This window comes from Acidobacteriota bacterium (assembly GCA_016713675.1).
In the GTDB taxonomy this organism is placed as follows: domain Bacteria; phylum Acidobacteriota; class Blastocatellia; order Pyrinomonadales; family Pyrinomonadaceae; genus OLB17.
Genome location: JADJOS010000001.1, coordinates 223,221 through 248,361, shown reverse-complemented (window position 1 = coordinate 248,361; position 25,141 = coordinate 223,221). Strand labels below are relative to the sequence as shown.

Here is a 25,141-nt window from a genome sequence, read left to right as displayed (position 1 = left end):
ATGGCTGACCAAGATCTACCCGAAGAAACGCCCGTGTCCGAAAAGATCCGCGGTGTCGAAAGCAAAAAGGCGATCCGGCGAGTTATCCTCGATCCGTCATCGCCGTCGGTTGCCTCGATCGCACGAGTGGTGATAATCACGTTGATACTCGTCGCTGTCGCCGGTTATGTTCAGAGCATCATCTCGTCGCTCACGTATCTATTTTTCCTTGTTGTCCTGTCGGTGTTCTTCGCATATTTGATCGATCCGATCGTCAAACTGATCAGAAAGCCGTTCAAGGACCGCAGCATTGAACGCTTTATGCCACGGTCGCTGGCGATCGTCATTGCTTATCTGGTCGTTTTTACTGCCGTTGGTTACGCGATCTCAAATGTCGCACCGCGAGTGATCGAGCAGGGCAAAGAATTTGGGACCAACCTGCCGGCCTATGGCCGTGCGATCCAACAGCGTGCGAACGAGCTCAACCAACGGTTTGACCGGCTAAGGATACCGGACGATATCCAGAACAAAATAAACGAAAAGGCCACTTCGCTCGGCGAAGGGATCACATTAGGTATCGGCAGTTTTGTATTATCGTCCGCGACATTTGTCCCCTGGCTGCTTCTGATCCCGATCCTGGCATTCTTCTTCCTCAAGGATGTAAATCTGCTCAGACTGGCTGTCCTGAGGGCATTTCCGGCAGGGCGTTGGCGTTTACGGGCCGAATCTGTGCTGCAGGATGTCAATGCGACGCTGGCAGCCTACACAAGGGCCCAGTTGATCTCGTGTTTTCTTATCGGAACGATCTGTACGATCGGATTTTACAGTTTGGGCCTAAAATACGCGTTGCTGCTTGGTATCCTGGCAGGGATCTTTGAGTTCGTGCCGCTTCTCGGGCCGGCCAGTATCGGGCTCATCGTCATCTTGACTTCGGCCGCTTCGGACGATCCGTGGAAAGCCCTTTACGTTGCGATCTTTTTGATCGTCGTTAGGATAGTGCATGATTACGTCACCTATCCGCGTATCGTCCGCGGAGGCATCCATTTGCATCCGTTGGCGATAATACTTGCGGTTCTTGCCGGTGAGCAGGTGGCGGGAATTCCCGGCGTTTTTATCGCGATACCGATCGTCGCGATCGTTACCGTATTTTACCGGCACATCCTCGAACATCAGGGCCGCCGCAGCCTTTTTTCGCACTGGTTCGAAGAAGACGAACTTCCCGCCGAGGAGAATGCATAAATGTCATCACTGGCCTGGCTGATAACCCTTTTCTTTGTCCTGCTGTTCCTGAGCATCACGGTCTACGTGCTCGTGATCAAGTTTTTCTATTGGGGCGACAAGAAGGAGCCGCCTACAAAAAGGCGCTAAACGAGAGCCGCAAGTTCCGCCGGCCTGTCTATTACCATTTCGATCTCGACCACATAACAGGGAAGCGTGAATTCGAGTTCCTGCAGTTTCACCGCGTCTTTGGCGGTCGTCAGCAAAAGGTCCGCGGACGAATCTCGAGCGAGCCTTTCGATCTCGGCGACATCCTTCTGCGAATAGACAAAATGGTCGCGAAAGGCCTTTGTTCCGGCGGCGTCGAAACCGTCTTGCCAGAGCTGTTTAAAAAAGATCTCCGGATTTCCGATTCCGCAAAAGGCGAAGACCTTGTGCTCCTTGATCTCACGCTGCGTCGGCCGCCTTTTTGACTGGATGTCCTTGAGGTCGACCACGCCGCTGATCGCAGTTTCCGAGGTGAATATTTGAGTTTCGGGATTTAGATCGGCGATGCTCGACCTCAAGACGGCAATTCCGCTGCCGAGATTGGCACGCGTCACGATCACTACATCGGCTCGATCCAAGCCGACTTTCTGCTCACGCAGTCGACCGGCCGGGAGCATCTTGCCGCCCCCGAACGGATCTGTCGAATCGATGCAAACGATGTCCAAATCGCGTTTTACCTTGCGGTGCTGAAAGCCGTCATCGAGGATGAATGTCGTCACGCCAAACTTTCGCCTTGCCCATTCGCCCGCCGAAACGCGGTCGGCATCGGCGATGATAATGACCTTTCCGAGCAGCTTTTTCGCGAGTTCGAACGGTTCATCGCCCGCGTGTTCGGCGTCCGTCAGGATCCGTTTGCCGTCGGTGACGACGACACGTTCTTTCGGGTCTTTTCGCCCATAGCCTCGTGTAAGGATACAAACCGTCTCGCCGCGGGAATGAAGAATATTCGAGATATACGCGACCAGCGGCGTCTTTCCGGTGCCGCCCGCGGTCAGGTTGCCGACACTGATCACGCGCGCTCTCAGATCGAAAACATCGAGCACGCCTTTGTCATACAGCGAATTTCGAAGTTCCGCGACCTTGCCGAAAATGTGACCAAGCAGCCAGAGCATTGCTCTTAATTATCAGGCATCACTCCAAAACTATCCACTTGCGACTAGCCACTATCCACTGAATAAGGTCGATCCTTGGCGATGGACAGTCGTCAGTGACGAGTGGACAGGTTATTTTTTGTTTGTGATCTGAATGAGCCGGTCTAGCTTGTTCTGGGCCTGGCCGCTGTCGATGCTTTGTTCGGCGAGGCGGGCGGCATGGAGCGGGTCTTTGGCTACGCCTCCGACGACAAGAGCCGCAGCGGCGTTCATGACAACGATCGAACGGGCTTCGTCGCGGCGTTTGCTTGCCAAGATCTCGCGAATGATCGCTGCACTTTCTTTGGCGGAATTTGCTTTCAAGGCTGTGGTCGGGCCGGCCTTGAGACCGAAATCTTTTGGTGTCAGCTTGAACTGCCGTGTTTGCGAGCCGGTAACTTCGACAACGTGAGTTTCCCCCGCGATGGTGATCTCGTCCATTCCATCTGCACCGTGCAGGACCCAGGATCTGTCTGTTTTCAGCATCGCCAGAGCATTTGCGACCGGCACGACGAGCGAATTGTGCCACACCCCGATTACTTGTTTTGTGACCGCCGGATTCGCAATGACGCCGAGAAGGTTGAGACACGTGCGAATACCCAGTGCTCGCCTTACTTCGCCGACGCGTTTCAGGCTCGGATGAAATTTTGGGGCGAACATAAAGCAAAGTCCAACGCCGTTTAGGCTCGCCTGAGCGATCTCCGGTTCGCCTGCGACCTTGACGCCGAGTTCGCCAAGTACGTCGGCACTACCTGTTTGGCTAGTCACGCCGCGGCTGCTCTGTTTGGCGACCATCAATCCGGCACCGGCGGCGACGATGGCCGCGGCGGTCGATACGTTAAAGGTCTTTGCCGACGACGATCCCGTTCCTGTGATATCGACCGCATTTTTCTGAGACGCTTTGATCTTTATCGCCTGCTCACGCATGACGCTCGCCATGCCGGCGAGTTCGGCAGCAGTTTCGCCCTTTGCCGTCAATGCCGTGAGTGCGGCTGCGATCTGGATCGAACCGTGCCGCATATCGGTCAGAATACGAAAGAACTCGACCGATTCCTTTGCGCTCAGATCCTCGCCGCGTATCAGCCTCGCAATGTACGGGAATAACGGCGAATTTGCCTTTGGATTTGTCGGCGTGACCGGTGCACTTAGCAACCAGTCAGTCTTATTGTGTCGCATATTTTCGGCGAATCGGCGAATCGGCGGTCGGCAGGGAGCGAAAGGCGGGAAAGATCCCCTCTATCTAATATGTCAGAGTTCGAGGAAGTTTTGCAACAGTTTTCTGCCGTGCTCGGTCAATATCGACTCAGGATGAAACTGGACGCCTTCGATCGGGAGCTCTCGATGCCTGAGTCCCATTACCAGACCATCCGGCGATTCGGCCGAGATCTCGAGACATTCGGGTAACGTATTGCGTTCGACGATCAGCGAATGATAGCGCCCGGCCCTAAACGGCGACGGCAGATCACGGAAGATCGTTTTTCCGTCATGTAGTATCTCCACCGGCTTTCCATGAACCGGCTCGGGAGCCCACTTTACTCTTCCGCCGAAATGCTGCCCTATCGCCTGATGTCCAAGACAAACGCCCAGGATCGGCAGTTTATTTGCAAAACGCTCGATCACGCTCAGCGAAATTCCGGCTGTATCAGGGCTGCCCGGCCCGGGCGAGATCAGTATTCGATCCGGTTTTACGTCATGTTCGATCTGATCTATCGTCACCTCGTCATTTCGCACAATGAGCATCTCGGCCCCAAGCTCGCCGAGATATTGGACGAGGTTATAAGTGAACGAATCGTAATTGTCGATAACTAACAGCATCGTTACATCAGGCATGCAAAAACGCGGTTCTACGGGCGTTCTCCATTTACTATTTCGACCAATAACTCTATCATAAACGCACACACGCCCGAGGTCGCAATTATGCCAAAAAGACTCCTCTCTATTCTTCTTATCTTGTCATTTACCGCTTTTTCGTTCGGCCAGACCGTTCCCGATAAAAGGTCCGAGGCCGCCGAAAAGCTCGAAAAGGACGCGATCGAATTCCTTCGCGATACGGCATCTGAGGTCGGCCGCCTGCGGTCGATCGAAAACCGGATCAGTTTTAGCTCCGAACTTGCTTCGCTGATGTGGTTTCACGACGATAAAGAGGCGAAGGCGATGTACGGCCAGGTCGTTCTCGATTTCAAACAGCTTTTGACGCAGTTTGATGCTGAGATGAACACTGCCGCCGACCCCTCAAATGACGACGAAGGCGGCGGATTCCTTTTCGGCGGCCGCGGACAGACCAAGATACAACGAAAATTTCGGATCGCGATGGCGGTTCGCCAGCAGATCGCTATGAGCCTCGCCGAGCACGCACCTGACCTCGCGTACAACTTTTTCGTCGACAGTATTGCGTCTATCTCAAATCCGCAATTTCTTAAGGAAGCCGAATCAAGCGACAGATACTTCGAGACGAGTTTGATGAAAAAGATCGCTGAGAGCGATGCCGCCAAGGGCGTCGCTTACGGAAAGGAATCTCTCAAACGCGGTCTCGATTCGAACCACATCGAACTGCTCAAGGCGATCTATGCAAAGGACACGGAAAAGGGTATCGAATTTGGCGACGCCATTTTGAGCAAGATCAGTTCTGACCGTTCGGTCGTTAAGACCCCCTATTTTTTCAGCACGCTGCTGAGTTACGGTGCCTCGAACCTCGCAGAATCGAAAAAGCCCGGAGCAAAAAAGGCGATCTATGACGCAAACGAACTCCGTGATATCGCCGAGATCTTTGCCCAGGCAGTTCTCGAGATAAAGGACGTAGACGGATCGACATATGGCAGCGCGCAATGGGCAAATCAGATCGAAAAATACCTGCCCGGCCGTGCGGCCCAGATCCGGGCAAAATTCAAAACTCCAAAAACGACCGGAGCCTCCACAAATACCGCCGTTGGCACGGGCACAGCTTTTAATACAATGGCGGCGAATGCTGTTCCGGCCCCTCGTTCAAATTCGAATACCATGCAGCAATGGGAACGTGATATGAAAGAGCGTGAGGAGAAAGAAAAGGCCGAACGCAAAATGATGGACGATCTCCGTTCGATCGGCGGCAAGAACCTGCCGAAAGACGAACGTGACAAGGTGATCGCCAACGCGCGCAAGATAATCTCAGAGACAAAGGGCAAGGACAAAAAGATCGTCGCCCTGAGCCTGCTTGCTGCTCAGGTCGCAAAGATGGGCGACAAGGAGTTGGCAGACGAGATCATGCGTGATGCCGAACGCATGGTCGATCCGAATCCGAAGAATTATCAGGATTATCTGCTGAGCTGGATGCTCGCTTCAGGATATGCCGAGGCAGATCCGGACAAAGCTTTTCCGCTGCTCGAATCGACCATATTGCGTGCAAATGACACGATCAATGCGTTCGTAAAGGTCGCGGAATTCATCGACGTTCAGGAAGAGATGATCGACGATGGCGAAGTGCAGGTGGGTATGTTCGGCGGTTCGATGATACGCGAATTGACCGGCGAACTCGGAATGGCGAGCGGTACGATCCGTTCGCTCGTGAAGGCCGATTTTGTTAAGACGAAAAATCTGACCAACACATTTGAACGCGGTGAAGTGCGGGTGCTGGCCAGAATGATGGTCCTGCGGGCGGTGCTGGATAAGCGAACACCCGCAGATATCAAATCGGACAAGCTGACCGATGTCATGACCGACCGCGACGATCCGATCGATCCGCGTTAGGCCAGACTTGTTCCCAACAGCCACTGTCCGCCATCGACGACCAGAGTGACGCCGTTGATGTAATTTGCAGCATCGGACGTTAGGAATAGAGCCGCGTTCTCAATATCGGCGATTCGGCCGAAACGCTGGAGTGGTATCTTTCGGGTTAGTTTTTCCTTTAATTCCGGCATCAAGAGGCGTTTCATGCCTTCGGTATCCTCGATCGGCCCCGGCGCGATTCCGTTGACGCGGATACCGTGGCGGCCCCATTCGACCGACAGGTTTCGCGTGATCGCGTCGACACCGGCCTTTGCCGCCGACACGTGTATCTGCATCGGCGTTGCCAGATAATGGAGTGTTGCGGAGATATTAAGGATCTGCCCTTTTGACTTTCTCAGCTCTTCGAATGCCGCTCGGCATACATTGAACGTTCCCTTGGTATCGATATCGACAACCGTCCCAAACCCGTTCGCCGAAAGCTGATCGGCCGCACATAAGAAATTGCCCGCCGCCCCATTTACAACAATATCGATCTGCCCGAAATGCTCCGCCGCCGCCGCTATCGCTTTTTCGACGGCATCATAATCGCGAACGTCCGCCGCATACGTAAAACACTCGCCGCCAAAAGCCTCGACCTCAGCCTTCATCGCTTCGAGATTTTCGGTCTTGCGGCTCGTGATCGCAAGCTTGGCGCCATGCTCCGCAAACGCCCTCGCTACGCCGCCCGTAATACCCGTCCCGCCGCCTGTTACAAACGCAACCTTACCCTGTAAAATGTTATCAGCAAATATTTTGTCCATATTGACTTCGGATTTTAGCAAAGAATCGTCCACAGATGAACACGGATAAACACAGATATAGGAATTTCCGAATTCGATACAAATTGTTGCGAAATATCTTGTCCTTATCTATCCTTATCTGTGTCAATCTGTGGTTGATTTTCCTGTCTTCATGCTCAACCAAACCGACCGATATGCGTACACTGGTTCCCGCCGAGACGCTGGTCTATCTTGAGACGAACGACCTCGCCGCCGCTCTGCAGCCGATCGTTGATGCCAAGCCGTTTATGGAAGCGGCAAAGCGCAAGCCTGATCTCTCCGCTCTCAAAGGCGTGCAGCTCGCCGTTGCGGTCACCGGTTTTGAGACCAGAGAAGAAAAGCTCACTGACGAACACAGCGTCGGCCGTGTCCAGCCGCGTTTCGTCGCTATCGCCGATACGCACGCGTGGAACTCAAACGCCGTCACCTTCGCCGAGAAAAAGCTCGGCAGCTTTGTCGCCAATATCTACGACAGCGAACCAACCGTCGAAAAGACCGACAAAAACGGCGGCAAATACTTCACCTGGACCGCTACTGACGGACGAAAGGCGTACGCCCTTGTCATCGACAGCATCATCTATTTTGGTAACGACGAACCGGCTATCGAAAAATGCCTCGCCGTAAAACGCGGCGAGACCGACAGCATCTTAAAAACCGGAAAAGTTCCCGTGACCGACCGAACGACCCTTGCCCAGGGTTATGTTTCCACCGACGGCATCGCCCAAATAGCAGCTCTCGCCGGCCTAAAATTCGCCAGCGAAGCTGCCGACGAATCCGAAGTCCAATCCGCCATCGCCGGCATTCTTCCGAAATTGATCAGAAACTCGATAACCGAAATTTCGTGGACTTCGATAAATACCGAGAAGGGAATCGAGGACAAATACACTATTGGTATGCCACCGGACATAACCGCTGTCTTTGCTGAAACGATGGCTCCTGGTGATGCAAATACGGAAGGTCTTAACCAGTTACCTCTTGATTCAACTTCCGTTACTGTTTACAACCTAAAACAGCCGCAGATCGCGTGGCGAAGCCTATTGCTGATCGCCCAGAAGGCTGCGGATCCGGTGTCTGGACAAGTCATCTTGGAATTCGGCGGCTTGTTTTTCGAACCTTATGGCGTTCGCTCGCCGGAGGTTTTCCTGAGTGCGGTCGGTTCAACGTTAATAACGACAAAGTTCGGGGCCGATGGCGAGCAGCCGGTCGTTATTGCGAGTGTCACCGATCCGAACAAAGTAAGGTCATCATTTCTTGAAGGGCTGAAGCCCGACAAGGAGCCGTTCGGTATTGCAAATGTTGAGCACTGGACCGAAGCGGACGGCGACATTGCTGCCGGTTTCGCAGGCGGCAGTGTCCTAGTGGGTGATAACGAGGGCGTTACAAAATGTCTTGACGAAAAGCCAAATGGCGGGTTTAGAACTACCCCAAATGGAAAACTATTTGACAAAAAAAATGCGGCAGTCATGACCTTCGGGATCGAGACCGCCAATATTCTTCGGCTCGTTGAAATGCTCGCACGCGAGCAACAAGGCGATATTCGATCCGTTTCGACCTATTTTACCGAAACTCGCTTCACAAAAACCGGCATCGACCGCCGCACGACCTCCGACTTTGGCCTGATCGGCTCGATCATCGCTCAACTTAACGGGGATGAATAACTTGTCAGTACCACCCGCTACCGCAGGTGGTACTGACATGACCGCTGATTATTTGTTGCATCTATAAAAATATTACCAATTAACAACACAAATCTATTATAATAGTTTGTGCCCAATTGCCGGGAATTGGGATCTTTGACAATTGAATATGAGGCTATCGATCTCGCGGAACGTGGGATTTTATCGCCGGAGCGACGATCATTCAAAAATGCCTGTCCCACGTGAGATCGCCGCTGCCGGAACATGCTAAATTCCGTAACATTATTATTTGCAATGGTTAGCGTCCTGTAAGACCTTGTCGTGCATTTATTTTGAAATAGTGCGGGATAAAGGTATAGCATTGCTGTGACACCAATAAACACAATGATTTACCTGTCCCGCTAGGACTCGAAAAATTGCGGGACAGCAGCGGGACAAGCGGGACAAACCTGCCGATCAGACTATCGCTTCGCTTCGCGTTTTAGTTTTCGGACGTTGCGTTCGATCCAACGTTCAGCCTCTTGGTAGTAGGCGAATTTCTGTTCGTCGCGTTTGAATGCGGGCGTGTGGTTGTAGCGGCGGCCGTTGACGTGTTTGGTTGGGTGGGCGATGTGGAGCATTTCGTGGAAGACGACGTATTCGACCACGTATCGCGGCACATCGAGCGAATCGAGCGAAGTGCTGATCGTAATGTGATCGTGCGTTGCGTCGTGATGGCCGAGGATGCGATAGGTTTTGCGGGCCGACCACGTCAGCACGGGCTTTTCGATCGCATGGCGAAAATAGTCGCGGTTGATCGATTCGAATATCTCGTCGAGGTCATAGACCTTGCCTTTCGATGTTGTCACGACCTTTCGACCCTTGGCGCGTTTGTTATCCGCGGCTTGGAGCCGGATCGTGTCGGATTTTACATACGCCGAATAGACCGCACGGGCTCCGACCGGGATCTTCTTTCGCAGCAGCTTGCCGACGAGAATATACGCGAGGCCTTTGTGACACGCTAGCGGCATCTCAAGGCAGATCGTGCCGATGCGAACAAAAATTTGGCCCTCGCGGATCCTTATCGTATGATTTATGCCGACATACGGGTAAAATGAAACATGGATCGCCGGACAGGCGCGTTTTGGGTCGTACCAGCGGAAAGCCTCGGCGTAGAGTTCGTTGATCTGTTGGATGATTTCGGTCACGTAGCAGACAAGATAAAACAACTGGTTTAAACAATTTTTATTGACACCGCGTATGCGAAAATGCTATCTCTTTATATGGGAATAGCATACGCCCCGAAAGGCCTATGCATCAAATCAACCCAAGATCAGTTACTGATAGCGGGAAAATTCCCGATTCTCGCGGTCAGATCATCCTGACGGCCATTATCAATGAACACTTTGTCACGGGCGAACCTGTAGGTTCTAAGGTACTTGCAGACAAATTCGCCAATGCTTCGGGTCTCAGCTCGGCAACGATCCGCAACGTGATGGGTGAACTGGAAGAGATGGGAATGCTCGAGCAGCCTCACACTTCCGCCGGACGCGTTCCGACTGATAAAGGATACCGGTTTTACGTTGACAACCTGCTTGGCGTGCTGAGTATTTCGAATGACGACCTCCATCGCATAGGCGAGGAATACGGCCTGAATTCGCTTGACCTAGGCGACACTCCGGACAGGTTGATGGAACGTACTTCCCATTTGCTTTCGGCTCTTTCTAATAATGTCGGCATCGTGGTATCGCCTAGTTTGGCGAGTGATCGCCTGCAGCACATCGAGTTTGTAAACCTGAGCGACAACCGCATTCTCGTGGTTCTGGTCTCGGCCCCGAACATTGTCCATAACAAGATAATCCGGACCGGCGTGCCATTTACACGCGACGAACTCGAACGAACCGCAAATTATCTAAACAAGGAATTTGCCGGAAAGAGCCTGGCCGAGATCCGTGCCGAGATCATGTCTCTAATGCACGAGGAAAAGGCCTTGTTTGACAAATTGCTTCAAACAGCCGTGATCCTTTGCTCTCAGAGTATTGAGGACGAAGACGACCGGCTCGGCGAAGTTTTCGTGGACGGCACGTCGAATATCTTGTCAAAGAGCGATTTTGCCGATCTCGAACGCCTCCGTGAACTGCTGCGAACGATAGGCGAAAAATAACGTTTGATGCAGATACTCACGGAGTGCATCGAACGCGATGCGCAGGCGAAAGGCGATGTACAGGTCGTCATCGGCAGCGAGAACCGCACGCCGTCGTTTCAAAACTGCACACTGATCTCGGCTCCTTACCGGATCGGCAACAGCTCGGCGGTCGGCACACTAAGCGTCCTCGGACCGACGAGGATCGAATACGCGAGAATGATCTCGATCGTCTCGTACGTTGCCCGCACGTTAGAAAAAATGATGTCCGTTGACGGCGAAAGGAAATAGCCGTGAGCGTCCGTCGCACGGCTAATGAACCAAAAAGATCAAATCCCAATGCCCACAGATTCGCTGGACGACCTCGATATGGATTCGAGCCCGTCGGTCGAGGATTTTATCCGCGAGCTCGAAGCGAAGGAAAAGGATCTGCACATCACAGCCGACCTTTCGATCGAGATCGAAGATTCGGATGTGGATATGAATCCTGCGCAGGCGTTTGTTGAGCAGGATCTCAATTTGCGGCCTGCGGCACCCGACGGAAATGCGTCACCGGCGACAAAGGCCCGCAATTTCGAACTCGAGAATGAGATCGCTTCACTCAAACTTAAGGTCATGGAGCTCCGCAATGAGCGAAATGAGATCCAGGAAAAGAGCGATCGTCGACTAAAGGATTTTGAAAATTTCAAGTACCGCATGGATCGGGAAAAGCGTGGTTCATTTATCGATCAGATCGCCAATCTGGCGGCCCAGATGCTCCCGGTGCTTGATAACCTGAACCGTGCACTCGATTCGGTACCGAGCGATGCCGAGAAGAAATCGCCGGAATTTCAGCAACTATATGACGGCATTGTGCTCGTCAATCAGCAACTCAACGAAGTATTTGCCGGGATGGGAGTGACCGCGATCCCGACCGAGGGCGAAGAGTTCGACCCGAATTTTCACGAGGCCGTCGCCACCGAGGAACGCGACGATATGCCGACCAATATGGTGTCCGATGAACTGCTTCGCGGATATCGTATAGGCAACAAAGTGATCCGCCATTCGATGGTCAAGGTCACAACTTCAACCTCAACACACAAGTCTATTCCCCCACAGACGGCCGAACCTGCGGCCGAGATCGAATCGGAACCTCACGATCCGGACGCTTCGACCACCGAAGCGTAAATTGTCGCTTCCCGGCGTCAGACCTAACAACTAACGAGGAACTCAACCATTATGGGCAAGGTAATAGGAATCGATTTAGGCACTACGAACTGCTGCGTCTCCGTACTCGAAGGCGGCACGGTGCAGATCATATCGAACAAAGAAGGCGGCCGCACTACTCCGTCGGTGGTCGGCTTTACGGACAAGGACGAACGTCTCGTCGGCCAGATCGCTAAGCGTCAGGCAGTGACGAATGCTGCGAACACGCTGTATGCCGTCAAACGTCTGATCGGCCGCAAATTCGACGCTCCCGAAGTCGAAAAGATGCGCACAAACGTGCCTTTCGAGATCGTCAAAGCGCCAAACGGCGACGCCCACATTCGCGTTCTCGACCGCATTTACAGTCCGCCCGAGATCTCGGCGATCGTGCTTCAGCGGCTGAAACTCGCTGCCGAAGAGTTCCTCGGCGACAAGATAACCGAAGCGATCATTACTGTTCCCGCCTACTTCGACGACATGCAGCGTCAGGCGACACGCGACGCGGGCAAGATCGCCGGACTCGAGGTTGAACGCATCATCAACGAGCCGACGGCGGCTGCCTTAGCCTACGGTTTTGGTAAATCGAAGACCGAAAAGGTCGCTGTTTACGATCTCGGCGGCGGCACCTTCGATATCTCGATCATGGAGATAAACGACGGGGTTTTCGAAGTCCTCTCGACATCGGGCAACACCTTTCTCGGTGGCGAAGATTTTGACGAACGCATAATCGATTGGCTCGTCGAAGGTTTCCAGACCGAAAACGGCATCGACCTTCGCGGCGACCGACTTGCATTGCAGCGTCTCAAGGAAGCCGCAGAGCGTGCAAAATGCGAGCTCTCATCCGTTGCGGAAACGACGATCAGCCTGCCGTTTATCGCGGCCGATCCGTCGGGCCCGAAACACATCAACGCTGTGTTAAGTCGCGATAAGTTCGAAGAGATCGTCAAAGATCTCGTCGAATCGTCCGTCGAGCCGTGCCAGAAAGCTCTGTGGGATGCCAAGCTGCAGCCAAGCGATGTCGACAAGGTGATCCTCGTCGGCGGCCAGACGCGTTCGCCGATCATCGCCCGCACGGTGACCGAGGTTTTCGGCAAAGAGCCATCGTCGGAGATCAATCCTGACGAGGTCGTTGCGATGGGAGCCGCGATCCAGGGCGGCGTTCTGACGGGCGATGTTAAAGACATTGTGCTACTCGACGTTCTGCCACTCAGCCTCGGTCTCGAAACCCGCGGCGGTTTGTTTGTCAAACTGATCTCGCGAAACTCGACCATTCCGCTCAAGAATACGATGACGTTTACGACCGTTGTCGATAATCAGCAGTCGGTCGAGATCCACATTTTACAGGGCGAACGCGAGATCTCAAGCGCCAACCGCAGCCTCGCCAAATTCGAACTCGTCGGCATTCCGCCGGCACCACGCGGCGTGCCGCAGGTCGATGTAAGTTTTGAGATCGACGCCAACGGCATCGTCAGCGTTTCGGCCAAAGACAAAATGACCGGCCTCGAACAGGCGATGCAGATCACGCCTTCGTCAGGCCTCGCCCCGGACGAGATCGAACGCCTCATCATCGAAGCCGAAACGTCGGTCGAACGCGACCGCGGCGAACGCGAACTTATTCTCGAACGCAACCGCCTCGATTCGCTCATCCGCAACGCCCGCCGGGCAATGGTCGAGATCGGCAAATCGCTCGCCCTCGAAGACCAGCAAACCATCAACGGCATCCTAAACGAAGCCGAAGAAATGATGCAGTCCGAAAGCGTCAGCCAGATCCAGGAACAGCTAGGCAAAGTAGAATCCGCCGCCAACCGCATCACAGCGGCGATGCTGACAATGGCGTAGACTGCCGGACTTGAGAAATCATGGCCGATATCGCAAAATAAGAGATGCGTCAGTTCAAAGTATTTGGGCTGACGTTTTCTAAGTTCAGGGTTCAATGTACAAGGTTCAAAAAATCGAAACCTTATGCACCAAAATTCGAACTTTGATCTTTTCTTATGGCTAAACGAGATTATTACGAAGTGCTGGGCGTTGCGAAAACGGCGTCGGACGCGGATATTAAGAAGGCGTATCGGGCTTTAGCGGTCCAGCATCATCCGGACAAGAACCCTGACGATCCGGCGGCGGAAGAGAAATTCAAGGAAGCGGCCGAGGCGTATGCGGTGCTTTCGGATGCGGACAAACGGGCTTCGTATGACCGTTTTGGGCATCAGGCCGGGGCACAAGGTGCGGGATTCGATCCGGGATTTTCGAATATCGAGGACATCTTCGAAGTGTTTGGTTTCGGAGATATGTTCGGGCAGCGGCAGTCGAGGCGTTCGACCGTCCAACGCGGCTCGGACCTGCGTTACGACCTCGAGATCACGCTCGAAGAAGCCGCGACCGGCAAGGACGAAAAGCTCCGCATTCCGCGTCTCGAAAAATGCGACGAATGCAGCGGCAGCGGTGCCGAAAAAGGCACGACCGCCGATATCTGCATTACCTGTGCAGGCAGCGGCCAGACGCGTTATCAACAGGGCTTTTTCAGCGTCATGCGAACCTGTCCGAACTGTTCGGGCCAAGGCCGCATCATCAAATCGCCTTGCAAAACTTGTCGCGGCCAGGGCCGTGTTGAAAAAGAAAAGACGATCGAGATCAAGATCCCCGCAGGCGTCGAGACCGGTTCACGCCTACGCGTCTCCGGCGAAGGCGAAGGCGGCGTAAACGGCGGCCCCGCGGGCGATCTATTCGTAGTCCTGCACGTCGCCGAGCACGAGCGATTTGAACGTCAGGGTGCGAATCTTTATTCGGCAGTGCCGATAACGTTCGCCCAAGCGGCTCTCGGTGCCGAGATCAAGGTCCAAACCCTCGACGGCGAAGAAGAACTAAAGATTCCCGCCGGAACCCAAACCGGAACCGTTTTCCGAGTGAAATCACAAGGAATGCCGGCTCTCGGCGGCCGCGGCCGCGGCGACCTGTTTGTTGCGGTTACGCTCATCACGCCAAAGACGCTGACAAAAGAACAACGCAAGCTGCTAGAGCAGCTTGCGGAGATCGAAGACGCAGATTTTACGGACGAGTCGTTCCTCGATAAGGTGCGGAATATCTTTGGTTAGGTCAGAGCCGCCCGATAACGCAGGCGGTTCTGACAAGCGACTACTTTTTCTCCGCCCAGATCTGGACGAGGTTTACCAAACTCTCAGTTGATTTTTCTAGGCCCTTGCGCGAGTTGAATTCGAGCTTGCCGTGGAAATTGTGACCGCCCGTAAATAGGTTCGGAGTCGGCAGACCCATAAAGGTAAGCCTCGCACCATCGGTCCCGCCGCGGATCGGTTTCATTTTTGGCGTAACACCGGCTCGTTTGGCAGCTTCACTCGCATATTCGACAAGCTGCGGGTGATTCTTCAGTTCCTCTTTCATATTGAGGTAACCGACGCGGACCGTCATTTCGGAGCCAACGTTTGGGAACTTCTTTTTCGTCTCATCGAGCATTGAGCGGATCATTGCCTCCTGTTCATCAACACCTGACATATCAAAATGCCGGAGCAGGACACGGACGGTCGACGTTTCGATATCGAGCGTCGAATTGTACGGATGGACAAAACCGACTCGGCCCTCGGTCGTTTCCGGCCTCGGTACTTTTGGGTCGTTGAACCGCGATAGAAGGTCCGCGGCGGCAAATGACGAATTTACGAGAATATCCTTGGCATACCCCGGATGCGTTGATTTGCCGCTGAATGTGATCGTAGCTGTTTTGGCGGTCCATGTTTCATCGGATATCTCACCAAGTTCGCCGCCATCGACCGTATAAGCATACTTGGCACCGAAACCTTTGACGTCAAACTTTTCTATCCCGCCGCCGACTTCTTCGTCAGGCGTGAACGCAACGGAGATGTTGCCGTGCTTGATCGATGGATTCTGCTTGAGGATATCGATCATTGTCATTATCTCAGCAATGCCCGATTTGTCGTCGGAGCCAAGCAGAGTGGTTCCGTCGGCGGTGATGATGTCATCGCCGATCAATCCTTTCAATGCCGGATTCTTGGCGACCGTGATGATCTGGGTCTTATCATTCGGCAAGACGATATCGCCGCCCTGATAATTCTTATGAATGACCGCATTGATGTTTTCACCGGAAACTGCAGGCGAAGTGTCCATGTGGGCGATAAAACCCACCGTCGGAACTTTCGAATTGTCAGGCAAATTTCCGGGAACCGTGCCGTAAACAATACCCCATTCGCTCATTCGAACGTTCTGAACGCCTAGATCGTTCAGCTCCTTAACCAGCAAATTAGCCAGGACAAGCTGCTTTTTTGTGCTCGGCGGAGCCGGTTGATCCTCAGCCGATTGGGTGTCGATCTTAACGTACCGCAGAAAGCGCGACATCACGGATTCCGTCGGTGCTTTTGACTGGCCAAAAGCCTGAATACTAAACAACAACGCGAACAGGACTACGGCAAATTTTTTCATCATTTCTATTACGTTTCAACTACGCTTTGGTTTGAATTCCTCATAATAACTACTATAACCGAACAATCGGGCTGTCGGGGCGATCAGCGTACGCATCGCACGCTGGATCCCGACTGGTGGGCCGGCGATGATCGAATCGAAATCGTCACCATAGACCGAAAGCTGCATCAGCATTTGCGGCATCGACGGGCCGCTCGGATGCATGTCCATAAAGCCGTACATCTGAGAGAGATGATAGCCGAATTCGACGGGTAACGTCTTGGTGTCGTCGCTTTCGATGATAACCGTTTCGCCGGTTTCATTAAAGGGCTTATGCATCGTCATCGGCGATATCGAGATCGTCTCGCCTTCCTTAAGGACTCGCTTTTCGCCGTTTATTAGGATGCTTAATTTTCCCTTTTTGACCGTAAAAGTTTCAGTGAAGTGGACGTGGGCGTGTTCGGGCGGGCCGGCGGCGTTCGGCATCACTTCGAGCCGCGTATGCAGCCAACCGTCCTTTACTCCGAGAACAGTCTGGTCAAACCCCTCGAATCTGCTGACCAATTTATCGCCCGGACGAAAGTAGTTGTCGAGAACGACCTTTTGCGGACGAATGAAAACGCTGTCGAGATAAATACTAAATGCAAAATAGGCCAGTACTAATGCGATGCTTCCTAATAGAATTCGTTTGATGGTGTTCATATTTTCCTCAAACGAAACAGCATTGAATTTTTGACTAAATGCGTATACACACGTTCTTTTCTTCGGTGAAGAACTGTAGCGCCTCAAAGCCGCCTTCGCGGCCCATGCCGCTGTCCTTTACTCCGCCAAACGGTGTCCGAAGGTCGCGCAGTAGCCAGCAATTGATCCAGACGATACCGGATTCGAGTCGGGCCGCCAGACGATGGGCTCGTGAGAGATTCTCGGTCCAGACCGTCGCTGAGAGACCGTATCGAACGCTGTTTGCATACCGCAGAACCTCTTCCTCGGTGTCAAACGGCATGAGCGTAACGACAGGGCCGAATATTTCTTCTTGATTCGTCCGGCAATCGAAAGTCAGTCCTTCGATCACGGTCGGCTCAATGAACCAGCCGTCGGAGCATCGTCCATCGACTGTGACCGAATTTCCGCCGGTCAAGATCGTGCCGCCTTCTTCGCGAGCGAGTTCGATATACGACATTATTTTGTCAAAGTGCTGTTTCGAGACGATCGCTCCCACATCAGTGTCAGCCAGCAAAGGATCGCCTACCTGTAAGGCGGAAACGCTCTCCAAAAAGTCGCACTTGAATTTTTCGTATATCGGCCGTTCTATAAAGATACGCGAGCCGCACAGGCATATTTCGCCCTGATTTGAGAATGAGGAGCGAACGGTTGTAGCAAGCATTTCCTCGTAGTTGCAGTCGGCAAAGATAATGTTGGGGTTTTTACCGCCGAGTTCGAGCGAGAGCTTTTTGAACATCGGAGCAGCGACGCGGGCGATCTCCTCGCCCGTCTTTGTTCCGCCGGTGAACGAGATCGCTTTGATGTCCTTGTGAACGGACATCGCCGATCCGACCTTTGGTCCAAGTCCGTGAACGATATTGAGCACGCCCCGCGGCATGCCTGCTTCGATGCAGAGCTTCGAAAGCAAATATGCCGTCATTGGTGTGACCTCAGACGGTTTGGCCACAACAGTGCAGCCGGAAGCGATTGCGGGTGCGATCTTCCAGGTGAATAAATAGAGCGGCAGATTCCAAGGACTGATGCATCCGACCACGCCGAGCGGCTGACGCATTGTGTAGTTGATCGCATTTTGACCTACGCTGTCATGCGATTCGTTTGCCGTGTGCATCGCGGCGGTAGCGTAAAACTTGAAGTTAGAGATCGCACGAGGAATATCTACGGTGCGGGCGAGTGAAAGCGGTTTGCCCTGATCGATCGATTCGACCAATGCCAACTGCTCAAGATCGCGGTCAATGAGAGCGACCAGCCGCATCAAGATATCATGACGAGCCTCCGTCGATGTGCTCGACCAGGCCGGAAAAGCTGCTTTCGCCGCATCAACCGCGAGTCGAACGTCGCGTTCGTCCGAATCGGCGATCAACGAATAGACGGATCCTGTAGACGGATCAAAACTGTCTAAATATTCGCCCGACAATGAGGGTACTAGCTCGCCATTGATGTAATTGTCGATTCGCTGCATTTGGTTCTGACTACACCTTCGCGAATGTCAGGCCCGTTTGGCCTTGGTATTTGCCGCCGCGGTCATCGTAGCTGACAGCACAATCCTCGTCAGATTCGAAGAACAAGATCTGGCCGATCCCTTCGTTAATGTATACACGGAGCGGTAGATTGGCCAGATTGGCGATCTCGACTACGAGGCGTCCGGTCCAGCCGGCTTCGAGCGGCGTGGTGTTGACCAGCAGGCCCGCACGGGCGTAGGTAGATTTGCCGAGGGCGACGCCGGTCACATTTCGCGGCATCTTGAAAGTTTCAACCGTCACGCCGAGGCCGTAATGATGCGGCGGCAGGAGATAGTACTTCGCACCGTCGTCTGCTTCGCGGACAGGCGGTTCGATCAATGATGAATCTTCGTCAAATCGCTTTGGGTCGATCTCGTCGGCGTAAACGGACGAGAATATGCGAAAACCGTCGTCGGCCAGCCGCATGTCATAGCCGTAGCTCGATGCACCGGCCGAGATGATGCGATTGCCGTTCACTTCACGCACCAGCTCAGGCAAAAACGGCGTGATCATGTCATGTTCATCGGCCATTCGGCGCAGCCAAATATCAGATTTAATTGTCATAGGTTGTGAGTTCCAGTTCTAGCTTTCCAAACATTATACGATTAGCCAACTGAAGTTGGAACTCAAAACGTCAGTTCGTTTTCGCGATCCGCATCAATTTAAGCTTGCCTTCGCCAACTGTGAATTTCATCGGAACGCCGCCGCTTCCGGCCTTTGCGATTATCGACTGTTCGGTGAACGGCACTGTCCGCGTTCGCGGCTTCCAATCAACGAACGAATTTTCGATCTTGCCTGATCTGAGGACGACGGCATCGAGGTCGGCGCTGATACTCGACGGTAGGTGAGCGGTCATTGTGCCGCTGGCAAGTGCGACGTCGATCACATTACCCCGCCAACTGCGGTCCGGCATAGTGACATCGACCGTCCCAACCCCAAAAGTTGCTGCGACGCCGCCGCCGATGAGGTTGAGCTTGGAATTCGATTCGATCGACGCTACCTTGAATGTACCCTCTACACCTGAGATATCGATATCTCCTTTTCCCCCGTTGATGTCGAGGTCGCAATAACGCGGTACGCGAATCACATAATCGATCCTAAACGGGAGTCCGAACAAGGCCTTAGGGAATTTCTTCCATGCTTTTTTGTCGCCGAGTTTGTTATGGGTCCCGGAACTGAGGATCGAGACCTTTCCGGTCGCTTCCTGCAAGATAAATGTAGTGACCATGGCCAATAGGTTTAGATCAGCTTCGGTCGGGGCCTCGATCTGGATCGTGGCATTTATCTCGATCTCGTTCTTTGCCCCGCCGGTGATCTTTATCGAACCGTTCGGAGCGCCGATGACCGATACAGTTCCGCCCGCTCCAAAGTCAAATCTGTCGGTCTTGGTGATGGTGCGCTTGGCTGATTGGCCGTGTCCGGCGAATGAAAAACTCGCAATAATAACTGCGACGGCAAACGCGTAGGTCAGGTTTCGATTCTTCATTTTGTTTGTGTACTAACGGAGAGAAACTGCGACAATATTACGCTTTACGCGAAGGTCCGGTCAATGCTGTCCGGCTCAACGCCTGAGGAAAGTTATGCTGCCCTGCTGGTTGGTTGCCGAAAGGGTGGCGCTGCCGTCGCCAAAACGTCCGACGACACGCCGGCCGTCACCGAGGTAGTTGGTATTCCCGTTGGTGAATGAGCCGAGTGAAATATTTCGGGTCGAAGGTGCCGTCGCAACCATTCGGAACGAAGAGTTTACAGGTATTCGCAAATTGATGTTGCCGCGCATCGAGGAAAAGCGATAGTTGCCGCCGTCCTGTATCTCTCCGTCGAAAAATATATCACCGGTGACGTTTTCTGCTGAGACCGCACTCGAGCCGATATTCATCAGCGTTATGTCGCCTTCGCTGGAGATGCGGGCGCGTACCAGCCCGCTGCGAATATTGCTAACGCTGAGATTGCCGATCTTAGTCTCGATATCGACCATCGACGTGTAAGGCACGCGGATCAGAAAGTTGACGCTTCCGACCTCGTTGCGGCCCTGATTGTCTTTTACAAGATTGATAACAATGGTCCCACTGAGATTCTGAGGCTCGATCAAAGCGGCAGGAGCTTCGAGCGAAGCGATTATGGCGATCTCATTTCGAGTCCAACCCTCAACTGTCACAGTGCCGGTACGATTAAGAAGCTGGAGACGGACGTTTTGTCCGGCCGGATAGGTACGGGAGAATTTCTTTTGGGCCGATGCTTCGGCTGAAAACAGCGCAAAGAAAAAAACTACGGTCACTAGAATCGTAGTTTTTGCGGCAGCCTTGTGCCAAAACGAGGGGTTAAAACCAACTAACATTACCTGAAACTAGAGATCCGAAAAATCCCGGAGCAAATTCATTTTGTCATTCAAAACCGAGTCGAGCATCTCGCTCGAGAGGTCATCCTCGGGATCCTGTTCAAGGATCACGGTATATTCATTCAGCGATTGATCGATGACCTTCAAATTGCGATCAAATGCCTCACGCGTATTCCGGTCCCACTGTACTCGTCGGGCCTGAACGCGGCTATTCCAATAGTCGATCGCAGCCTGCTGTTCCCTGACCCGCTTTTCACGGGCTTGCTGCGGAGTGCTTATCAGGCCGACCTTACCCAAGACCTTTTCAAATGTCGTCAGCGTGGCCGGGTTTCGAGTTGTGAAATCCTCGGCCGTGGGCTGAGTATACTGTCTGATCACGACCACGGTCAGCAGCGAACTGACCAATGCAATGCCAGCCAATGCAGAGGCGAGCTGCGGGAACGAGAGCTGCCAAAAGCGTTTTCGAGGCTCGGGCGGAACAACTTTCTCAGGAGCTACCTCGCTTTCGATGATGTTGTTTATCCGGCACCAGAGAGCCTGCGAATTAGGCGGCAAGATCTCATTTGGCGATTCTGTTCGGCAGACGTCAACGAGCGATGCAATGTCCTCGCATACTGCGGAGCAATCCTCACAAATCGCGAGGTGAGCGCGGATACCTTCGGAGCGGACCTCATCAAGGTCGCAGTCCATAAAGGCACTCAATAATTCTCTACATTCGTCGCAATGCATTCCGTTTAGATAGATTATCTAACCCTGTAAATAGTTGCCTTTCGACACTGATCTTTATCTTTAAAGCTGCGGTCGTTTGACACAAAAAACACGAACAACGGGAAGGTTTGTTCGTGTCATTTTAATTGACGATCAGTTAATCTTTTTGCTTGATCAATAGTCCGCGCAGCTTGAGTCTTGCTTTGTGAAGCTGCGATTTCGACGTGCCGACGGAGATGCCCATGATACGGGCGACCTCTTCGTGCTCAAAGCCCTCGACGTCGTGCAGGACAAATACGTTTCTGTAACCGTTGGGCAGTTCGGCGATCGCGTTTTTGAGAGCGATGCGATCGACGACCTGCATTTTGTTCGGATTTGCGGTGCCGCGAACTGTCTGTTCGGGCATCTCGCCGTCCTCGCTCGTGCGTTCATTTTTAACGCTGCGGCGGCGGAAATGCATCAGGACCTGATTGACCGTCATGCGGTGCAGCCAGGTCGAAAATGCCGAATCGCCGCGAAAGCTGCCGATCTTGCGAAACAACTGAATAAAAACTTCTTGTGTGAGATCTTCGGCCTCGGTCTGGCTGCCGGTCATGCGAAGCGCGAGGCTGTAGGTGCGGCGATGATACCGCTGATAGATCATCTCAAACGCCGCGAGGTTGCCGCCCGTCGCCAAACGGCACAGGTCGATGTCCGGCGCACTTTCGTCAAACACCGCTTCGACAGCTCGGTGCCTGAAATGTTTGCTCTAAACTCTCTTCGTATCCAAACGGAAGATCCCGTTCGACCGCCACCGAACTCAAGTTCATAGTCGCTCCTAATAGATCGCTGCCGGATTGTAAAACTTCTTCTTGGGCTATGATGACCTACCTCCAAGCGTTGGTTGCTTAACTACCCACAAATTTTACGTTCAATTCACATAAAGGTAAAGCTATTTTTGCGATACTCATGTCCGGTCGCGGTAATTTGCTGGTAAAACCGGCATTGGCGGACGAGTGTCAACAGGTGGAGCGCGGGACAACAGAACCGACTAAGCTTGCGTAAGTGATTGTCCGGCAACCTGTTACCGAGATCTTGCTCAATTCCTGTCCCACGCTGTCCCGCATCTGTCCCGCGACATTGCGGGACAGATAACTAGTGTGTTTTCAACGTTTACAATGCATTTTTGACCTTGTCCCACTCCTTTCTAAAAAAACGCAAGATTTTGTCTTACAGCGTTCCATCTATGAAATACTGTATCACATGACGGATGCAGGTTCACGGGTCTCTTAGTGTTCGAATCGCAGGGCTGACACTGATCTCTTGCTTTTTGGGGCGTGGTAACATCCGTTGTGACGGATGGTCGCCCGATATTGGGTATCGGCTCCCTCCAAAAACAGCTTGGGGGAGCATCAAAAAATGGGGCTCCCGATCTGGTGAGGGGCGGAACCTCGAATATCGTGTTTTTGACAGTCAGCGAGGCCCATTGATGAGGTGACTGTATTTAGGGGATGATCACTAGGGTGATCATGGTCCATTTTCCTAGTTTCAAGTTTCCGTTTGAAAGGCTGATGGTAGAACTTATTTCAGATGCAGTATCGGATGATTGAAAGATCGAGAGCGACTTGCGGTCACGATCAGAAATACGGGCAGAATCCTCTACTCCTTGAAATGTTTGCGGCATATTTGGCGGAGTGCGACTTGCCGATTTCTTAACATAGCCGGTCGGATTGCCTTGGCCGTCATTCGGGCTGAAGATCCCTGACGGAGTTGGTTGTATTGCAGGCCGCCGTTGCTCGTAGGGCCCGGATACCTTCGCTGCAGCGGCAACGGCTCGATCATGATCGTTTTCAGCCGACTGCATTTTACCGTCGATCGAGAATACAGAACTTACAAAAGATCTAATAGGCGTAACTGAACCGTTTCGCTCAACTCGATCAAAACGGATTGAGATACTCGATCCTGTGTTATCAGTCGATTTCCTTTGAACACCCGTAACAAGCCCAAAGATCTTTGAACCTTTGGCGATGATGACCGTGCCATTCTGTTTAATGGACTTCGTTGTCTTGAGAACAACTTCATCACCTAATTTTGCTGTGGCAACATTTAGAGAACTTTGAAGTTCCCCTTCAACCAGTACCGAGCTAGGTTGGTTAGATTGTCCGAACGAGAGGCTTGAGAGCAACAAACAAGTCATGAATATTGGAAGCAACTTCTTCATATTTCCTCCTAAGTTTACGGATGTGTAGCGCTTGTTGTTGGTCAGCCCGCAAATATAGGGCATTCGCATGTGCTCTTCACGCACATAGCCCGCCATAGCCTAACGGATTGTAACGCCTTCATTGTGCGGGTTCTCCGGCGGCTAGCCGCGAATGCAGCATAGAGACCCCTGACATCCGCAATAGGTCGTTTCGCGGCTCACAATAACGAGAATAACGCCGCATCTGATCAAGTCCGCCATAGCGACTTGGAGCCCTCCCGCCCTTCACGGGCGAGTTCTACGGCTGTTGGGATTCTACGGAGTGTAGAGTTTTTAGCGGCCGTTGGCTGTGGATTTTCAGAGGCTGTAGGTTTCTGAGGCAGAGCGCGAGGCGTGGTCGGTCACAGAGGCTGTAGATCTTGAGTTGGATTGCTGACCGCGCAGGCGGCGAATCTGCCCCTTTCAGGCTGACATGGCCCGGACCAGCGTGACGGATGCGAGGGCGCGCGGCCCGCCAAAAGCGATGTCGCGGCACGTCGGCAGTTGGGGACGCGAATAACGATGACTCGAGAGGTTTACGCTCTCGAGCCCGTCGAGAGCCCGCAGCAAAAGACTGGCCCCAGCCCCGGTCACGCTAATCCTGATCTCCCCCCCCCCGGGGGGGCCCAGGACCCCCCGGGGCGCCCCCCCCCCGCCTAAAAGTGACAGCACCCGCTGGGATCGAACGACTGGACCCTGGATATTTATTTCTCAACCCACAGATCGGGGAATTGTTTCTTTAGATTCGCCAGCTTTGGCAGGTCGTGGGCGACAATGTATGGATTTTTCGGGTTGCGGACGAGGTAGTTTTGGTGGTATTTCTCGGCGTCGTAGAAGGCTGTGAGCGGGACAACCTGGGTGACGACGGGCGAGGAGAATGCTTTTGACTTTTCGATCGCGGCGATGAATGCTTCGGTCGTTTTCTTTTGTTCTTCGTCCGAATAGAAGATCGCCGAGCGGTACTGCGTGCCGCGGTCGTGGCCTTGATAATTCAATTGCGTCGGGTCGTGGGCGACCGAGAAAAATACGAACAAAAGCTGCTGGTACGTGACCTTTGTCGGGTCATAAGTGATCTTAACGGCCTCGGCGTGGGCTGTTTTGCCGTCGCTTACGTCGTCGTAATTTGCGGTTTTCGCGTCGCCGCCTGAGTAGCCTGATACGACATCAGTCACGCCCTTTACGCGTTCAAACACCGCCTCGACACCCCAAAAACAGCCGCCTGCGAAGACCGCGGTCTGCATTCCTTTCGCCGTCGTTGCCGTTTCGGGAGCTACCTCGGGCATCACGTCTTTTAGGTCGACAGCCTTTGACGAACTACTGACAACACTGCAGCCAATAGCAGCGGCGATAGATAACACGGTGAATAACTTCATAAAGAATAGCGCTCTCATAAT

The 25,141-nt window shown here is 53.1% G+C and carries 24 protein-coding genes; 8 read left to right on the top strand and 16 right to left on the bottom strand.

Annotated elements, in window-relative coordinates:
• Entirely contained in the window at positions 1–1,218 is a 1,218-nt protein-coding gene (locus tag IPK01_01170) for an AI-2E family transporter (protein MBK7932109.1), read from the top strand.
• Positions 1,219–1,343: 125 nt separating this feature from the next.
• On the opposite strand, the gene lpxK is transcribed toward IPK01_01170, so the two are convergent.
• From lpxK to IPK01_01155, 3 genes are all read right to left on the bottom strand, one after another.
• Positions 1,344–2,357, bottom strand: coding sequence for a tetraacyldisaccharide 4'-kinase (gene lpxK / locus IPK01_01165; GenBank protein ID MBK7932108.1), 1,014 nt, complete (start codon positions 2,355–2,357; stop codon positions 1,344–1,346).
• A gap of 111 nt (positions 2,358–2,468) precedes the next feature.
• Complete coding sequence (gene trpD / locus IPK01_01160) at positions 2,469–3,551, bottom strand: anthranilate phosphoribosyltransferase (GenBank protein MBK7932107.1); 1,083 nt, start codon at positions 3,549–3,551, stop codon at positions 2,469–2,471.
• Between the two features lie 72 nt (positions 3,552–3,623).
• Positions 3,624–4,190, bottom strand: a complete 567-nt coding sequence (locus IPK01_01155; GenBank protein MBK7932106.1) for an aminodeoxychorismate/anthranilate synthase component II — start codon at positions 4,188–4,190, stop codon at positions 3,624–3,626.
• 102 nt (positions 4,191–4,292) lie between these two features.
• Here IPK01_01155 and IPK01_01150 point away from each other — a divergent pair, with 102 nt between their 5' ends.
• Positions 4,293–6,098: a hypothetical protein gene (locus IPK01_01150; GenBank protein ID MBK7932105.1), complete on the top strand. Its 1,806-nt coding sequence runs from the start codon at positions 4,293–4,295 to the stop codon at positions 6,096–6,098.
• Here IPK01_01150 and IPK01_01145 read toward each other — a convergent pair.
• The gene (locus tag IPK01_01145) at positions 6,095–6,877 is read right to left on the bottom strand and encodes an SDR family oxidoreductase (GenBank protein ID MBK7932104.1); all 783 of its coding nucleotides are present in this window, start codon (positions 6,875–6,877) and stop codon (positions 6,095–6,097) included. The two genes, IPK01_01150 and IPK01_01145, sit on opposite strands and share 4 nt — an antisense overlap.
• Positions 6,878–7,050: 173 nt before the next feature.
• Here IPK01_01145 and IPK01_01140 point away from each other — a divergent pair, with 173 nt between their 5' ends.
• Positions 7,051–8,553, top strand: a complete 1,503-nt coding sequence (locus IPK01_01140) for a hypothetical protein (protein ID MBK7932103.1) — start codon at positions 7,051–7,053, stop codon at positions 8,551–8,553.
• A 440-nt stretch (positions 8,554–8,993) separates the two neighbouring features.
• Here the strand turns inward: IPK01_01140 and IPK01_01135 are convergent, their stop codons facing one another.
• The gene (locus IPK01_01135; protein ID MBK7932102.1) at positions 8,994–9,719 is read right to left on the bottom strand and encodes a M48 family metallopeptidase; all 726 of its coding nucleotides are present in this window, start codon (positions 9,717–9,719) and stop codon (positions 8,994–8,996) included.
• 104 nt (positions 9,720–9,823) lie between these two features.
• On the opposite strand from IPK01_01135, the gene hrcA reads away from it, so the two are divergent.
• The 5 genes from hrcA to dnaJ all read left to right on the top strand — a co-directional run bounded on the left by hrcA (position 9,824) and on the right by dnaJ (position 14,931).
• Positions 9,824–10,675: a heat-inducible transcription repressor HrcA gene (gene hrcA / locus IPK01_01130; GenBank protein MBK7932101.1), complete on the top strand. Its 852-nt coding sequence runs from the start codon at positions 9,824–9,826 to the stop codon at positions 10,673–10,675.
• Between the two features lie 6 nt (positions 10,676–10,681).
• Positions 10,682–10,945, top strand: a complete 264-nt coding sequence (locus IPK01_01125; GenBank protein MBK7932100.1) for a hypothetical protein — start codon at positions 10,682–10,684, stop codon at positions 10,943–10,945.
• A 48-nt stretch (positions 10,946–10,993) separates the two neighbouring features.
• On the top strand, positions 10,994–11,821 hold the full coding sequence (locus IPK01_01120) for a nucleotide exchange factor GrpE (protein ID MBK7932099.1): 828 nt from the start codon (positions 10,994–10,996) through the stop codon (positions 11,819–11,821).
• Positions 11,822–11,872: 51 nt separating this feature from the next.
• On the top strand, positions 11,873–13,678 hold the full coding sequence (gene dnaK / locus IPK01_01115; GenBank protein MBK7932098.1) for a molecular chaperone DnaK: 1,806 nt from the start codon (positions 11,873–11,875) through the stop codon (positions 13,676–13,678).
• A 155-nt stretch (positions 13,679–13,833) separates the two neighbouring features.
• Positions 13,834–14,931, top strand: a complete 1,098-nt coding sequence (gene dnaJ, locus IPK01_01110; protein MBK7932097.1) for a molecular chaperone DnaJ — start codon at positions 13,834–13,836, stop codon at positions 14,929–14,931.
• Positions 14,932–14,971: 40 nt separating this feature from the next.
• Here the strand turns inward: dnaJ and pepT are convergent, their stop codons facing one another.
• The 11 genes from pepT to msrA form a co-directional block, all read right to left on the bottom strand.
• On the bottom strand, positions 14,972–16,201 hold the full coding sequence (pepT, locus tag IPK01_01105; GenBank protein MBK7932096.1) for a peptidase T: 1,230 nt from the start codon (positions 16,199–16,201) through the stop codon (positions 14,972–14,974).
• A 99-nt stretch (positions 16,202–16,300) separates the two neighbouring features.
• Entirely contained in the window at positions 16,301–16,966 is a 666-nt protein-coding gene (locus tag IPK01_01100; protein ID MBK7932095.1) for a cupin domain-containing protein, read from the bottom strand.
• A gap of 34 nt (positions 16,967–17,000) precedes the next feature.
• Positions 17,001–18,446 carry an aldehyde dehydrogenase gene (locus IPK01_01095; GenBank protein ID MBK7932094.1) on the bottom strand — a complete coding sequence of 482 codons (1,446 nt, stop codon included), beginning with the start codon at positions 18,444–18,446 and terminating at the stop codon, positions 17,001–17,003.
• Between the two features lie 10 nt (positions 18,447–18,456).
• Positions 18,457–19,050: a dCTP deaminase gene (locus tag IPK01_01090; protein MBK7932093.1), complete on the bottom strand. Its 594-nt coding sequence runs from the start codon at positions 19,048–19,050 to the stop codon at positions 18,457–18,459.
• A gap of 70 nt (positions 19,051–19,120) precedes the next feature.
• Positions 19,121–19,972 (bottom strand): hypothetical protein, encoded by an 852-nt coding sequence (locus tag IPK01_01085; protein ID MBK7932092.1) that lies wholly within the window; start codon positions 19,970–19,972, stop codon positions 19,121–19,123.
• A gap of 75 nt (positions 19,973–20,047) precedes the next feature.
• The gene (locus IPK01_01080; protein MBK7932091.1) at positions 20,048–20,761 is read right to left on the bottom strand and encodes a hypothetical protein; all 714 of its coding nucleotides are present in this window, start codon (positions 20,759–20,761) and stop codon (positions 20,048–20,050) included.
• 69 nt (positions 20,762–20,830) lie between these two features.
• Complete coding sequence (locus IPK01_01075) at positions 20,831–21,511, bottom strand: hypothetical protein (protein MBK7932090.1); 681 nt, start codon at positions 21,509–21,511, stop codon at positions 20,831–20,833.
• A gap of 175 nt (positions 21,512–21,686) precedes the next feature.
• The gene (locus tag IPK01_01070) at positions 21,687–22,172 is read right to left on the bottom strand and encodes an RNA polymerase sigma factor (protein MBK7932089.1); all 486 of its coding nucleotides are present in this window, start codon (positions 22,170–22,172) and stop codon (positions 21,687–21,689) included.
• Between the two features lie 840 nt (positions 22,173–23,012).
• The gene (locus IPK01_01065; GenBank protein MBK7932088.1) at positions 23,013–23,792 is read right to left on the bottom strand and encodes a hypothetical protein; all 780 of its coding nucleotides are present in this window, start codon (positions 23,790–23,792) and stop codon (positions 23,013–23,015) included.
• A 378-nt stretch (positions 23,793–24,170) separates the two neighbouring features.
• Positions 24,171–24,341: a hypothetical protein gene (locus IPK01_01060; protein MBK7932087.1), complete on the bottom strand. Its 171-nt coding sequence runs from the start codon at positions 24,339–24,341 to the stop codon at positions 24,171–24,173.
• A 110-nt stretch (positions 24,342–24,451) separates the two neighbouring features.
• Positions 24,452–25,120: a peptide-methionine (S)-S-oxide reductase MsrA gene (gene msrA / locus IPK01_01055; protein ID MBK7932086.1), complete on the bottom strand. Its 669-nt coding sequence runs from the start codon at positions 25,118–25,120 to the stop codon at positions 24,452–24,454.
• Between the last annotated feature and the right edge of the window lie 21 nt (positions 25,121–25,141).